Raw genomic sequence first — 13370 nt, 5'->3', positions numbered from 1 at the left:
TGCGCCCGGGCATATGCCACTGGTGGTACCCGATGTCAGGACCGGGCCCGGGCGGGTGACGAGGACGGTCGGCCCGGACAGTGCGACGCGAGGCCGGGTACGGGCCGGTACGGCGGTCAGGGCGTCGAGCCGCCCAGCAGGCTCCGGCCGAACTCGACCATCTTCTTGGCATAGTCCTCGGTCCACTCCGCACGCAGCGCGATGTCCGCGGTCGTCAGCCGGTCGAACCGGCGCGGATCGGCGAGCTGGGCGGCCGCGATCGCCTGGAACTCGACCGCGCGGTCGGTCGCGGCACGGAACGCCAGGGTCAGCTCGGTGGCGCGGGACAGCAGCTCCTTCGGATCGTCCATCGACTCCAGATCGAAGAAGTGCTCAGGATCGGCGACTGCCGCCGACGGCTCGAAGAGCAGGGGCGCGGGGCGCAGCCGCTGCTGCTCGTTCCGCTCGGGTTGTGCCATGTGGTGATTCCTCCTTCGGTGGGCCGGGCGGCCACCCTCCATTGTCCAACGTCGCGCAAGGGGGCTGTCCGGCACGCCCGCGCGTGGGTACCGTCACACCTCCCAGCGCACCCGGTGCTCGCCCAGATGCGACAGCACCGCGTGGTTGGCCTCCCAGCCGTCCGGGAACTTCACCGTGACCCCCAGCTGCACCGGCTCCGTCGACGGGTGCTCGTCCAGCAGCTCCGCGACGCCCGCCCGGCACACCACGATGCACGCGTGCCGGTGGCGCGAGGCCAGGACGCACAGCCGGCCCGTCTCCAGATGGAAAGCCGTGGCGTCCGGGCGGCCGGACAGCGGATGCAGGACCACCGTCACATCGAACTCGCGGCCCTGGAGCCGGTTCGCCGTGTCCACCGCCACGCCCGTCACACCCAGCTCCGCGAGCGCCGCCCGTACCGCCGCGGCCTGGTCGCGGTGGGCGGTGCCGACCGCGACCCGGTCCGCCGTCACCGGAGCGGGATCGGGGGAGCGCTCGCTCGTCGCCGCGCCGCCCCGGTCCAGCAGTCGGCGGACGACCAGGGCCACCGCCCGAACCGCCTCCGGGTCGGTGCGCGGGGTGTGCCGGGCCGGGAGTTCGAGCAGACCCCAGCCCGACTCCGCGGCCTCGTCCAGCACCCGGTCCTGCGCCGAGCCGTCGGACGCGACGCCGAACGACAGCCGCCGGTCGCCGTGGTCCGTACCGCTGCGGAACGGGGTGTACGGGTAGAACGCGTCCGAGACGAGCGGCGCGGCGGAGGCGGGCAGCCGCCACGACACCGGCAGCCGGTGCTGCGGCAGCCCGGGATTGTGCGCGAGCAGCGTGGAGACCGCGCTCGCCGACGGGTCGTAGCTCAGCCCCGCCCACTGGTCCGCGCCGACGATCGAGAACGGGTCCAACTGCCCCGGATCGCCGACGAACAGCGCCCGCTCGAAGAGGCCGGCGACGGCCAGCAGAGCATCCGAGCGCATCTGGTACGCCTCGTCGACGATCGCGTGCCCCCACGGCTCGACGTTCTTCACATGCGCCCACTTGGCGGCCGTCGAGATGACGACGTCGAGCCCGGCGAGATCCGACGCCTTGGCCGACTTCCGTACGTTGGCCAGGCCGTCCAGCACCTTGTCGTACGGGTCGGAGTCATTGCTGTGCAACCGGCCGACCGGCAGCCCCGGGTCCTTCTCGGCCAGCCGCACGACGAGGTCGTCGACCTGGGCGTTGGTCTGCGCGACCACCATCAACGGACGCCCGGCCGCCGCGAGTTCCAGCGCGGCGCGCACCACGAGCGTCGACTTCCCCGCGCCCGGCGGGGAGTCCACCACGATGCCGCGCGACGTACCGCCCAGGGTGTCGGCGAGGATCGCGTCGGTAGCCCGCGCGGCCTGGGCGCCCGGGTCGAAAACGGCCGTCACAGAAGGTCCTCCGCGGTCACGGGGTCGGGATGCTCGGCGTGCCCGGCGGCGGAGCCCGGCGGGCCGCCGTGCGTCCAGGGCGTCTCCTCCGGGTCCGGCAGTTTCGGGCCGCCGCGCTGATCGTGCTCGAACAGCGTCCAGGCGATCCGGTCGCCCGGCTCGGGCACCGAGCCCGGGGCCGGCTCCTTGCTCCGGCCCATCCGGTCGGTGATCCGCAGCACCAGCTGGGGCGCGCCCCCGCCCTCCGGCTCCTGCGCGTACTCCACGAACTCGGCGGTCTGCGGCTTGCCGTCCAGCGAGCGGTACACCTTCGTGCGCTCGCCGAGATGCGGGCGCTCGTCCGTGCGGACCGTGACCAGCGGGCGCGGGGACGGGCGCTTGGACTCGCTGTACGCCATCACCACCTCCGTCACCTCGCCGACGAACGCCTCACCGGCCAGCCGCCGCCCGGCCAGCACCAGCGGATCGTCCAACGCCTCCTGCGCCTCCAGCTGGGCCTGCGCCGTCTCGCGCGAGGCCAGCTTCTGCGCGGCCGTCACCGCGTCGTCCCGGCGCGGCTGCGGGGGCTCACCGGAGCGCACCCGGTCCCGGTGACCGGTGAACGACCAGCGGTCCCTCGTCCAGCGGTCCTCGGCCCGCGCACCCTCGGGCAGCTCCCTCAGCAGATCCAGCCCCCGCCACACCGCATCCCAGGTCGGCCGCATCACAGCGGCCAGCAGCGCCCTGATCTCCCGCTCGGCCGCGCTCAGTTCGCCGAGCCGGGCATCGGCCGCCAGACCGTCCTCGGCCGCGGCGAGCGAGGTGCGCGCCCGGTCGTACTTCTCGATGGCGGGCGCCAGCAGCCGGTTGTCGAACGCCGGGTCCGTCGCCGGACCGGCAGGCGGGCACAGCAGCTGTCCCCTCCCGTCCCGCTCCAGCTCCGCGCGGAGCGCCGCCCGCGCCCCGGACTCGCCCGCCGGGGCGTCGATCCAGGCCAGCAGCGCACCCAGATGCTGATCCTCCAGGCTGCTCTGCCCGGTCGCCCAGTGTCTGTTCAGCAGATCGGTCGTCGCCAGCAGCAGCGAGGAGCCCGGCACCCTGGCCCGCTCCCCGTAATGCGTCAGCCAGCGGCCCAGCAGCGGGACGCGGGCGGGGGCGGGGTACGGGGTGTCGGGATCGTCCTGCGCCGTGCGCCGGAACCGCATCGAGCGGCCGAGCAGCCGTACGAAATCGATGCCCGCCCGGCTCGGCACGATCAACTGCGGTGCGTCCGCACACAGCTCGACCTCGACCTTGACCTTCTTCCCGGTCTCCGCATCGGTCTCACTGCGCTCGGCGGGCTCGACGACATCCACGTACGCCTCGATGTGCGGAAGCACCGCCTCGGCCAGCTCGGCGAGGAACGCGAAGCGCAGATCCCGGTCGCGCGGCTGCGAAACCGCCAGCAGCCGGGGCGCGTCCCGGTCCGTCCCGACGAGCGCCCCCAGCGGGGCGCCCGCCTCACCGGCGGTGGTCAGCGGCACCAGGACGAGCGGCCGTCCGGTGAGATGGCGGTGCAGGACCGTCGCCATCGGCTGCGCCCGGCCGCTCTCCACGGCCTCCAGCCGGGCCAGGGTGCTGATCAGCGACATGCCGCACCGCCCTCCAGCGCCTCGGCACGCAGCGCCGCCGCACGCCGCAGCGCCGCGACCGTCGGATCCGCCGGGTCGCCCTCCTTGCCCGCGGCGGCGGCCAGCACCGCACCCACCGTCGTCAGCCCGCCGAGCTCACCTCGCACGCTCCGCCCCAGCGCCTCCACAGCACCGGCCGCGCGGGCCTTCGCCCGGCAGTGGAAGGCCAGCTCGCACGCGGCCAGACACTCCGGGGCATAGGCCGCGCCGACCGACTCGACCGCGGCGTCCAGCTGCTGCGGGGAGCACTCCGGATCGAAGGTGGTGCCCTCGGGCAGGGCCGCCGCGATGTCCTCGATCCGGGTCAGCCTGGCCAGCTGACGCCGGGTGACCGCACGCTGCTTGCGTACGTCGACGACGGAGGCGGTGGGCAGATTGGAGAAGTCCTTCGGGCAGACCAGCAGCACCCGGTGGCCGACCTCCGCGCCCTCGGTCAGCTCCGCGATCCGCTCCAGCGCCAGTACGTAGACGGCGGACTGCCGGGCCGCCGCGCCGACCTTCGCGGCATCGGCGGAACCGTCGATCATGGGGAAGGACTTGATCTCCACGACCGTCCAGGTGCCGTCGGGATGGACCGCCACCGCGTCCGGCTCCAGATAGGTGGGGGAGCCCGCCACCTCCAGGGCCAGCATCGGGTGGTCCAGCAGCGTCCAGCCGCCCGCCCCGGTCGCCTCCCGCAGAGCGAGCGCCGTACGCGCCGCGCGGCCCTCGGGTCCTGCCGCGGTCAGATCGGGCACCAGGATCTCGCCCGGCGGCTCGCCACCGCCGCCGAGGCGCTCGTACAGCAGCCGCATCAGCTCCGTACCGCCGTCGGCCTTGACCTTGGCCTCGAAGGCGTTGCCCCGGACGAAGGCGAACTGCGACTGGCCGAAGGGGGCCGGTGAACCGAGCGCGGTGGCCAGAGCGGCCTTGTCCACCCCGGCGCCGTCCAGCAGGGCGCGGCGCCGGCAGCCGGGGTTGGCGGCGAGGGCGGCCAGCGCGCGGGCATCCAGCGGACGCGGTGCGACCGCCGGGCCCCGCAGCTCAGCGAGCCGCTGCCGGAGTGTCGTCCCCCGCTGCTCCCGCCCCTGCGGGGGCACGGGTGTCGGCCCGGGGTGCACGACCGGCCGGGGCGTCTGCGTCGGCCGATGCCGCGGCATCGGTGGAGTCTGCGGAGGCGGTCCGCTGGCCAGGGATTCGCTCACCCGCCGAAGTCTTGCATCCGGCACTGACAATCGGGGACTTCGTGGTCTCGGCGACCCGCGGGAAGCGGGCCCCGATCAGGGCCCCGAGCCGGTCCCTGACCCGGTCGGAGACACGCATCACCGGTCCGGCCAGCAGGGCACCGGCACCCATCACGGCGGCCCCCGCGACCGCGTCGAGGAAGTAGTGGTTGGCCGTGCCCATCACCACGAACGTGGTGACGAGGGGGTACGCGATGCCCGCGGCCCTCACGAGCGGGTGCCGTCCGTGCCGCCACAGCAGGATTCCGCACCACAGCGCCCAGCCGACGTGCAGGCTCGGCATCGCCGCGTACTGGTTCGTCATTCCGCCCATGCCGCGCGGGGCGCTCGCCTCGGTGCCCCACCAGCCGTACGAGCTGTACTGCGCCATCGTGTCGACGAAGCCGTGCGCGGCGTGGAGCAGCCGGGGCGGGCAGGTCGGCATCATCGTGAAGCCGATCAGACCGAGCAGCGTGGAGGTCATCAGCCAGGTGCGGGCCCGGCGGTAGGCGGCGTGGCGGCGGCGGAAGAGCCAGACCAGAACGGCCGGGGTGAGCAGATAGTGCAGGGACGCGTACGCGAAGTCGGCGGGTATACCGATCGAGGGGTGGGCGGTGAGCAGCCGGTTGAGCGGGTGCTCGAAGTTGATGCGGAGCGTCTTCTCCAGGTGCAGGAGGCGCAGACCGTGGTCGACGGCCGTGGACACATCGCCGCGCGCCACCAGCCGGCCCGCCGAGTAGGCTCCGTACACCAGGGCCAGCAGCGGCAGCTCGGTCCACCAACGGGGCCGCGGGCGCGGTGCTGGCGCGGTGCTGGCATGCTGCTGCATCCGGAAGCTCTCCATCATGTGTTCAGGCGACCGACGGCGGGCGTTCAACCGTACGGCGCAGGTCGCCCTTGATTCCCCCGGGGTCCATGTCGGATCCCCCGTATGTGCGTACGGATTTCTCCGCGCAGGGATTGACGTCGGTTCGGCCCGGGGGGTTGCCTCGCGGAGGCGTGCGCGATGATGGAAAAACCGGACGATCCGTTTCCTGTTCCGATCTCCGGCATCAGATCTCAGCTTCAGATCTCAGTCTCAGGTCTCAGTCTCAGGGAGAGCCGTCATGGCACCGCGTATCCTGCTCGCCCGGCACGGCCAGACGGAATGGTCCGTCAAGGGCAATCACACCGGCAGGACGGACATCCCGCTGCTCGACACCGGCCGTGCGGGCGCCAAGCTTCTCGGCGAGCGGCTGCACCGGGGGCCGTGGGCGGACCTGCCGGGCCTGGAAGTCCGCACCAGTCCGCTGCTGCGGGCCAAGGAGACCTGCGACATCGCGGGCTTCGCGGACCGGGCGGAGCCGTGGGACGCACTGCTGGAGTGGGACTACGGGGCGTACGAGGGGATGACTCCGGCCCAGATCAAGGCGATCCGGCCGGACTGGTTCATCTGGCGTGACGGGGTGCCGGAGGGGGAGACCCTGGCCGAACTGTCCGCCCGCGCCGACGAGATCGTCGCCTGGGCCCGCTCGGCCGACCGCGACGTCCTGGTCTTCGCCCACGGCCACATCCTGCGGGCGCTGGGGGCGCGGTGGCTGGGCGAGGATGTGTCGTTCGCGGCACGCATCCGGCTGGATCCGACGTCGCTGTCGGTACTGGGTTGGGCGTACGGCGCGCCCGCGATCGAACGCTGGAACGACACGGGGCACCTGGACGGCTAGGCCTTGCCGGCCCCGGCAATCCCATCCAGCCCGTCCGGCGTTTGAGGACGGAACCGGTCACGCGGTGCGGGGCGCGGGAAACTCGGGCGGAGCCGTACGCGGCCGCCTACCCCTCCCCGTACCGCTCCAGAAACCCCCGCACCTCCACCGCACCCCGCTGCGGCGCCAGCACCCCCGCCGCCTCCGCCAGCATCCCGCGGATGCGCGAGGACTGGACGCGGTCCAGCAGGTCCAGCACCTGGTGACCCGCCGTCGCCGCCTCCGCGGAGCGGCCCGCACGGGCCAGGTCCGTGGTCAGCTCGGCCCGGTACAGCGCAAGGTTCCGCGTGAAGTGCGGGTCCTGCAGCCGCGTCGCCCGGCGCGCATGGCGGGCCGCCCGCGACCAGTCGCCCAGCGCCGACCAGCACTGCGCCTCCAGCATCTCCAGTTCCGCCTCCCGGAAGAAGGTCATCCACTCCGGATCGGCATCGGACGGGCCGCGGCCGAACGCGGTGTGCGCCCGGCCGATCGCCCGCTCGCAGCCCGTGCGGTCCCCGAGCCCCGCCCGGCCCCCCGCCTCCCGCAGCGCGAGCAGCGCCAGCAGCCGGGACGAGCCCAGCGGCTGCGCCGCCCGCTGCCCGGCCTCGGCGGCGCGTACGGACTCGCGGGGCCGCCCCGTGTCCCTGGCCAGGAACGACGCATTGCAGAACGCATGCGCCTCCAGCGCCGCGTCGCCCGCCACCCGCGCCGTGGCCAGCGCCTCCGCATAGTGCGAGCGGGCGTCCTCGAACCGGCCCGAGTCATGGGCCAGCCAGCCCACCGAGATGGCCAGCTCGCCCGCCCCGGCGTGCAGTCGGTCGGCCGTGGAGCGCTTGGCCACGGTCCCGGAGTCGAGCAACGCGTACGCGGCCCGCAGCGGCTGGGACGCTCTGCGGTACAGGCCGTCACCGCCGTGCCGGTCGTCGAGCAGCCGGATCTGCCGTACCGCCTTCTCGACGGCGCTCACCTCGGCCTCTCCGACCCGGTGCCGGTCGGGCAGGGTGGCGGCGGCAGCGGCGGACGTGCCGCCGAGGCCGAGACCCAGGGTTGCGGTCGCCATCGCGGTGGTGCCGCTCGTCATGAATACGCGACGCAGCACGTCGCACTCCTCGTCGGTGTCGCTGTGGAGCGTGGGGGGTGGTGGACTCCCGGCGGTGGTCCGCGCTCCCCGCCCACGTACCGTCTCGCGCGGTGAGAAGCCCAGGTCCGCCAGGGTGGTGCCGGGGAACATGTGCAGGAAGACCCGCTCGTACGCGTAGTTGGGGCAGCGGATCTCGCCGGACTCCACGCGTCCGATGTACCGGGCGTCGCACGCGACCTGCTCGCCGATCTCACGGGCGGACCTGCGTACTGCGGCAGCGAACTCCCCGGCGGAGCGCGGACCGCGCAGCCGCCGGAAGGCGAGGTTGGGAACTGCCCCTGTCGACACCATGGCTGAGCCCTCTCTGGTGCAGCCGGGCTCCTGCTTCCGGTGTCCCGGCGGAGCAAGAACGTACCTGCTGTGGCAGACCGCACACACAGCGTTTGCCAACAAAGGGGACATCTCGCCCGCGATCCGCCATGAACTGCCACCCTTTGCGGCGGCGTGGCACCGTAGCCCTTGACGCCGTCGGCGCGTTGGTCCATGTGGAGACGGAATCCGGCTCCGCCCGGCGATGAGAGGAGAGGTCCCTTGTTGCACATCGGCACGGAGACCGGCTCGCGGACGACAGCGAAGACCCCGGCCGCCACGGGCGCCACGGCGCCCACGGAGCACCACGGCACCGCCCCCTGCGACCTGGTGACCGTCCCGGCCCGCCAGGGGCTGGAGGCCGTGGACATCCTGCGCCGGGGCTCCGATCAGGAGCCCGTCGGCCCGGTTCTGCACGACGGCGCCTGCGACACCCTCGGCTTCCTGGTCCCTCCGGGGACCGCCGAGGCGTGGGACGTACCGGGCAGCGCGTGTACGCGGACCGACGGCCGCGGGCTGCGCATCCCCGCCGAGCCGCCCGTCACCGGCAGCGGCTGGCTGCTGCCGCCCGAGGATGACACCCCGGTCACCGACCCGGCCGTGCTGCGGGCCGCCCTCGACCAGGCGGCCCGGCTCATCGAGGCGGCCGACAACTGCCGCTGACCGCGGGTGCCCCGCCCACGCGCCCATAATGGGCCGGTGGCCGGATTCCCCCGGCACGGCCGGCTCCGTACCGGCCCGGAGCGATGAGCAGTGAGCAGGCAGAGCAGCAGTGGCACGTCAAGGAGCGTCGGGCGCAGGCGCGGGCGCCCGCAAGCGGTCCGACCGCAAGGCCGGCCCGAAGGCCGACGGCAGGACCGAACGCGGCGCCGGGCGCAGAGCGGAGCCGCTCGCCGAACCGGTGGGCGGCGGTCTCGCCGAGCTGGTGCCCGACCGGGAGCGCCCGCACGCCTGGACGCTGACGCTCGACGGCGCCCCCCAGTCCCATGTGGACCTCGACGACCCCACGTTCCTCTCCTTCGAGTACCAGCGCAGGATCGGCCACATCGCCGACCTCGTCGCACCCCCCGGGCAGCCCCTGCACGTGGTGCACCTGGGCGGCGGCGCCTTCACGCTCGCCCGCTACATCGCCGCGACCCGGCCCCGCTCCACCCAGCAGATCGTCGAGGTGGACGCCGCACTCGTCCAACTCGTCCGCCGGGAACTGCCGCTGGACCCACAGGCCAGGATCCGCGTCCGGGCCACCGACGCCCGTGCCGGACTCGGGAAGATCCAGGACGGCTGGGCGGACCTCGTCATCGCCGATGTGTTCAGCGGAGCCCGTACCCCGGCACACCTCACCAGCACCGAGTTCCTCGCCGAGGTGCGCCGGGTCCTGAAACCCGGCGGGAGTTACGTCGCCAATCTCGCGGACGGTCCGCCGCTGACCCACCTGCGCGGCCAGATCGCCACCGCCGCCACGGTCTTCCCCGAACTCGCGCTCGCCGCCGACCCGACCGTATGGCGCGGTCGCCGCTTCGGCAACGCCGTACTGCTCGCCTCGGACCTGCCGCTGAAGGTCGCGGAACTGACCCGCCGGGTCGCGACCGACCCCCACCCCGGACGAGTCGAACACGGCCGAGCGCTCGCCGACTTCACCGGCGGCGCGCCACCGGTGAACGACGCGGACGCGAAACCGTCACCGCCGCCACCGCCCTCGGCCTTCGGCTAGGACCTCGCACGGGAGTTGCACACATTGAACGGGAAGTACGAGTACCTCGAAGACATTTACGTCGAGGACATCGGACTGACTTGGTTGACCTCGAAGTGGGACGTCCCGCGCTCCCTCTCCCCGGCAGACGCCGAGCGTTATCTTCCCAAGGGCGGGCCGGTCGAGTTCTGGCTGGAACTGCCGGAGACGGCGGTCGAGGATTTCGACCGGTCGCACGCGTGCCAACTCGGACAGGACGTACGACGTCTGTCGGAGTCCACGCTGCCGGACGCGACCATCCGCACCGTGTGGCTCGGCGCCACGCACGGGTGCTTCGACCCTGCCGAGCACGGTATGGACGCCCGTACCTGGCTGCGGAGGATCGAGGACGTCTGGCTGGCGGCGGTCCGCCGTAGCCACCCCGCGTTCGTTCCGCCGCCGCCCCGGCCCGTGACGGACGAGGGCCTGAGACGGGCTGTCCTCCAGGTGATCCGCCCGGTCATGAACGACCTGACGCAAGCGGTCACCACAGTCGGCTACGGGCCTGCGCTGCCGAGTCTGGTGCCCTCGCTGGAACAGGTCGTCACCCGGGCCTGCGCGGACCTCGGCTACCGGCTGTTCCTGCGTGCCATGAAGGCGTACTTCGTGGAGATCGACAAGAACAGTTACGACGCGTTCATCGAACTCGGGAAAGGGTTCGGCTATCCCGAGTTCCTGGTAGGCGGTCTGAACCATCGGGGGTGATCAAAGCCCTGCCGTCTGATCCGCGCCGGCGGAGGGCAGACGGCCGGACAGGACGGCGCGTGCGACCGCGCACCTCCGCCCTGTCCGGCTCCCGGCGCGCGTCTACACGATCTCGACCTGCGGCGGATGGTCGTTCCAGGTGCAGAAGACCGACACCGTCGTGCCGTTGTCCTGGCTGAAGTTGACCCGGATCCAGGTCGAGTTCGTCCAGACCTGCATCGACCAGTCCGGTGCCGGTGTCGCCGAGACCAGTTTTGCCCAGTCCTTGCCGAGTTCGAAGACGACCCGGCCGCCGTCCGTCCCGTAACTCTTCACCGTGCCCTGGCGAGGGGTGGAGCCGGCCGGGGAGGGGCTGTTGTTCTGCGGGGTGCGGGACGGCTGACGGGAGGGGGGTGTGGAGGCGGACGGTTTCGGGGTGGTGGGGGGAGGTGGCGCGGTGGCCGACGGGGACGGCGGCGGTGTCGGTTCGGGGCGCCGGGTCGAGGACGACAGTCCGTCCGAGGGGCCCTGGTCGCCCCGGGCGCCCGCCGAGATCGGCACCGCGCGCGGCGGGTCGTACGCCGTGCCCGCCATCACCGTGTGCACACCCCACCACGACAGCGTGACCGCCGCCCCGGTGGCGAGCGACCACGCGAGCGCGTGTACGAGTCCTCGTTGCATCCGGCACATCCTGCACCACCGGACCCCGCGCTGTCCCCGTACCCTCATGGGCAGGACTGCGCACCGCCGAATGGCGTACGGTGCCGCCCATGCCAAGTGTGCTCGTGGTCGAGGACGACCAGTTCGTACGATCCGCCCTCATCCGGCACCTGACGGAGGCCTCCCACACGGTACGGAGCGTCGGCACCGCGCTCGAAGCGCTGCGCGAAGTGGCCCATTTCCGCTTCGATGTGGTCATCCTCGACCTCGGCCTGCCCGATCTCGACGGCTCCGAGGCGCTGAAGATGCTGCGCGGCATCACCGACGTACCCGTGATCGTCGCGACGGCGCGGGACGACGAGAGCGAGATCGTCCGGCTGCTCAACGACGGCGCCGACGACTACCTGACCAAGCCGTTCTCGGTGGAGCACCTGTCCGCCCGGATGGCCGCCGTGCTGCGCCGCTCGCGCGCCGCCGGGGGCGAGGCGCCGCCGCCGAGCGTCATCCGGGTCGGCGGGCTCTCCATCGACCCGCTGCGCCGCCGGGCCGAACTCGACGGCACAGCGCTCGACCTCACCCGCCGCGAGTTCGACCTGCTGACCTTCCTCGCCGGCCGGCCCGGAGTCGTCGTCCCACGCAAGGAACTACTCGCCGAGGTCTGGCAGCAGTCCTACGGTGACGACCAGACCATCGACGTCCATCTCTCCTGGCTGCGCAGGAAGCTGGGCGAGACGGCCGCCAGACCGCGCTATCTGCACACCCTGCGCGGCGTCGGCGTGAAGCTCCAGCCCCCGGAGCAGTCCGCATGAGATGGGCGCTGGTCAAGGTCTGCCTGGCCGTCACCGCGATGGTCGTGGTCGCCTTCGCCGTACCGCTCGGGCTCGTCATCAAGGAAATGGCCCGCGACCGGGCCTTCTCCGACGCCGAGCGGCAGGCCGCCACCATCGGCCCGACCCTCTCCATCACCACCGACCGCACCGAACTCGAAACGGCCGTGCTCACCACCGAACCGGGCGGCGCGGGCCGGATGGCCGTGCACATCCCCGCCGCCGACGAGCCGGACAGCGGGCCCCTGGAGATCGGCACCCGGCGCGCCACCCGCAAGGACCTGGAGACCGTACGGAAGTCGGGGCGCGCCTCGATCAGCGAGGTGGCGGGCGGCTCCGCGCTGCTCCAGCCGACCGCGCTCGGCTCCGGGGACATCGCCGTCGTCGAGGTGTTCGTGCCCGAGGACGAGGTCTCCAACGGGGTCACCACCGCCTGGCTGATGCTGGCGGGCGTCGGCACCGCGCTGATCGTCGGGTCCGTCGCGGTCGCCGACCGGCTCGGCGTACGGATGGTGCAGCCCGCCAGACGGCTCGCGGGCGCCGCCCACGACCTGGGCGAGGGCAGGCTGGGCACCAGGGTTCCGGAGGAGGGGCCGACCGAGCTGCGCTCGGCCGCCGTCGCGTTCAACTCCATGGCCGACCAGGTCATCCAGCTCCTCGCCAACGAACGGGAACTGGCCGCCGACCTCTCCCACCGGCTGCGCACCCCGCTCACCGTGCTCCGGCTCAACGCCGCCTCGCTCGGCGAGGGCCCGGCCGCCGAGCAGACCCGCGCCGCGGTCGAGCAGCTGGAGCACGAGGTCGACATCATCATCAGGACCGCCCGCGAACAGCGCCCGCAGACCCAGGGCCTGAACGCCGGCCCCGGGGCCGGCTGCGACGTCTCCGAAGTGATCCGGGAACGGATGGACTTCTGGTCGGCGCTCGCCGAGGACGAGGGCCGCGAGGTGCGTCTGGCGGGAGTGGACCGTACGGTACGCATCCCGGTCGCCCGGACCGAACTGGCCGCCGCGCTCGACGCGTTGCTCGGCAATGTCTTCCGGCACACCCCCGAGGGCACCGCCTTCGCCGTCGATGTCCACCACAGCGGTGACGCGGTGATCGTGCTGGTCTCGGACGCGGGCGGCGGAATCGACGACCCGAAGGCGGCCCTGGCGCGCGGCGGCAGCGGGCGCAGCGGTGCGCGGTGCGCGAAGGGAACGGTGGGCTCGACCGGGCTCGGCCTCGACATCGTCCGCCGGGTCGCGGAGTCCACCGGCGGCGATGTGCGCATCGGCCGCTCTGTCCTCGGGGGCGCGGAGATACGCATCTGGATCGGCCTCGACGGACAGCGGCCGCAGCGCGGCCGGCGCGGCCACCGGGTAGGGCGGAAGCGACGCGGAGTGAACGGTCGGAACGCTGTGCTCCGATTCCGGTCCGGGGCGGGTCCGAACCTTTAACCAGCACCGATGCGCCCCTTAAGGCAGTCCTAAGAACTCCAAGCCGGGTCCGAAGGGCGTCATTTGTCGGATTGTCTGCCGCTAGCGTGCTCACGCATCCCCACTCCCGTAGGACAGAGGCAG

Annotated in this window: 13 protein-coding genes; 6 read left to right on the top strand and 7 right to left on the bottom strand. The window is 72.9% G+C overall.

Annotation, left to right across the window (positions count from 1 at the left end):
* Positions 1 to 116 precede the first annotated feature (116 nt).
* The 5 genes from OG507_RS14315 to OG507_RS14295 all read right to left on the bottom strand — a co-directional run bounded on the left by OG507_RS14315 (position 117) and on the right by OG507_RS14295 (position 5581).
* Positions 117 to 458 (bottom strand): hypothetical protein, encoded by a 342-nt coding sequence (locus tag OG507_RS14315; protein WP_327367582.1) that lies wholly within the window; start codon positions 456 to 458, stop codon positions 117 to 119.
* 93 nt (positions 459 to 551) lie between these two features.
* On the bottom strand, positions 552 to 1886 hold the full coding sequence (locus tag OG507_RS14310; RefSeq protein WP_327367581.1) for an AAA domain-containing protein: 1335 nt from the start codon (positions 1884 to 1886) through the stop codon (positions 552 to 554).
* Complete coding sequence (locus OG507_RS14305) at positions 1883 to 3496, bottom strand: hypothetical protein (protein WP_327367580.1); 1614 nt, start codon at positions 3494 to 3496, stop codon at positions 1883 to 1885. Before OG507_RS14305 ends, OG507_RS14310 begins: the two co-directional genes overlap by 4 nt.
* A complete protein-coding gene (locus OG507_RS14300) occupies positions 3487 to 4674 on the bottom strand; it encodes a hypothetical protein (protein ID WP_327367579.1) in 1188 nt (395 codons plus the stop codon). Before OG507_RS14300 ends, OG507_RS14305 begins: the two co-directional genes overlap by 10 nt.
* Positions 4559 to 5581 (bottom strand): phosphatase PAP2 family protein, encoded by a 1023-nt coding sequence (locus OG507_RS14295; RefSeq protein ID WP_327371967.1) that lies wholly within the window; start codon positions 5579 to 5581, stop codon positions 4559 to 4561. Before OG507_RS14295 ends, OG507_RS14300 begins: the two co-directional genes overlap by 116 nt.
* A 262-nt stretch (positions 5582 to 5843) precedes the next feature.
* Between OG507_RS14295 and OG507_RS14290 the strand changes: the two genes are divergently transcribed.
* On the top strand, positions 5844 to 6440 hold the full coding sequence (locus tag OG507_RS14290) for a histidine phosphatase family protein (protein ID WP_327367578.1): 597 nt from the start codon (positions 5844 to 5846) through the stop codon (positions 6438 to 6440).
* Positions 6441 to 6546: 106 nt separating this feature from the next.
* Here the strand turns inward: OG507_RS14290 and OG507_RS14285 are convergent, their stop codons facing one another.
* Positions 6547 to 7890 (bottom strand): tetratricopeptide repeat protein, encoded by a 1344-nt coding sequence (locus tag OG507_RS14285; RefSeq protein WP_327367577.1) that lies wholly within the window; start codon positions 7888 to 7890, stop codon positions 6547 to 6549.
* A gap of 240 nt (positions 7891 to 8130) precedes the next feature.
* On the opposite strand from OG507_RS14285, the gene OG507_RS14280 reads away from it, so the two are divergent.
* The 3 genes from OG507_RS14280 (at position 8131) to OG507_RS14270 (ending at position 10342) form a co-directional block, all read left to right on the top strand.
* Complete coding sequence (locus OG507_RS14280) at positions 8131 to 8571, top strand: hypothetical protein (RefSeq protein ID WP_327367576.1); 441 nt, start codon at positions 8131 to 8133, stop codon at positions 8569 to 8571.
* A 109-nt stretch (positions 8572 to 8680) separates the two neighbouring features.
* Positions 8681 to 9619 carry a spermidine synthase gene (locus tag OG507_RS14275; protein ID WP_327367575.1) on the top strand — a complete coding sequence of 313 codons (939 nt, stop codon included), beginning with the start codon at positions 8681 to 8683 and terminating at the stop codon, positions 9617 to 9619.
* Between the two features lie 24 nt (positions 9620 to 9643).
* Positions 9644 to 10342: a hypothetical protein gene (locus OG507_RS14270; RefSeq protein ID WP_327367574.1), complete on the top strand. Its 699-nt coding sequence runs from the start codon at positions 9644 to 9646 to the stop codon at positions 10340 to 10342.
* A gap of 102 nt (positions 10343 to 10444) precedes the next feature.
* Here the strand turns inward: OG507_RS14270 and OG507_RS14265 are convergent, their stop codons facing one another.
* Positions 10445 to 11002: a hypothetical protein gene (locus OG507_RS14265; RefSeq protein WP_327367573.1), complete on the bottom strand. Its 558-nt coding sequence runs from the start codon at positions 11000 to 11002 to the stop codon at positions 10445 to 10447.
* Between the two features lie 89 nt (positions 11003 to 11091).
* Between OG507_RS14265 and OG507_RS14260 the strand changes: the two genes are divergently transcribed.
* Positions 11092 to 11790, top strand: a complete 699-nt coding sequence (locus OG507_RS14260; protein ID WP_327367572.1) for a response regulator transcription factor — start codon at positions 11092 to 11094, stop codon at positions 11788 to 11790.
* Positions 11787 to 13247 (top strand): HAMP domain-containing sensor histidine kinase, encoded by a 1461-nt coding sequence (locus OG507_RS14255; RefSeq protein WP_327367571.1) that lies wholly within the window; start codon positions 11787 to 11789, stop codon positions 13245 to 13247. The genes OG507_RS14260 and OG507_RS14255 overlap by 4 nt, the downstream gene beginning before the upstream one ends.
* Positions 13248 to 13370 lie beyond the last annotated feature (123 nt).

Source organism: Streptomyces sp. NBC_01217, assembly GCF_035994185.1.
In the GTDB taxonomy this organism is placed as follows: Bacteria; Actinomycetota; Actinomycetes; order Streptomycetales; family Streptomycetaceae; genus Streptomyces.
The sequence above is the reverse complement of the archived record's forward strand: the minus strand, read 5'-3'. Positions and strand labels throughout refer to the sequence as shown.

Bases quoted from the DNA above. Each gene is read 5' to 3' on its own strand.
- OG507_RS14285 (WP_327367577.1), bottom strand. From the start codon at position 7,890: ATGGTGTCGACAGGGGCAGTTCCCAACCTCGCCTTCCGGCGGCTGCGC.
- OG507_RS14315 (WP_327367582.1), bottom strand. From the start codon at position 458: ATGGCACAACCCGAGCGGAACGAGCAGCAGCGGCTGCGCCCCGCGCCC.
- OG507_RS14305 (WP_327367580.1), bottom strand. From the start codon at position 3,496: ATGTCGCTGATCAGCACCCTGGCCCGGCTGGAGGCCGTGGAGAGCGGC.
- OG507_RS14290 (WP_327367578.1), top strand. From the start codon at position 5,844: ATGGCACCGCGTATCCTGCTCGCCCGGCACGGCCAGACGGAATGGTCC.
- OG507_RS14260 (WP_327367572.1), top strand. From the start codon at position 11,092: ATGCCAAGTGTGCTCGTGGTCGAGGACGACCAGTTCGTACGATCCGCC.
- OG507_RS14255 (WP_327367571.1), top strand. From the start codon at position 11,787: ATGAGATGGGCGCTGGTCAAGGTCTGCCTGGCCGTCACCGCGATGGTC.
- OG507_RS14295 (WP_327371967.1), bottom strand. From the start codon at position 5,581: ATGGAGAGCTTCCGGATGCAGCAGCATGCCAGCACCGCGCCAGCACCG.
- OG507_RS14300 (WP_327367579.1), bottom strand. From the start codon at position 4,674: ATGCCGCGGCATCGGCCGACGCAGACGCCCCGGCCGGTCGTGCACCCC.
- OG507_RS14265 (WP_327367573.1), bottom strand. From the start codon at position 11,002: ATGCAACGAGGACTCGTACACGCGCTCGCGTGGTCGCTCGCCACCGGG.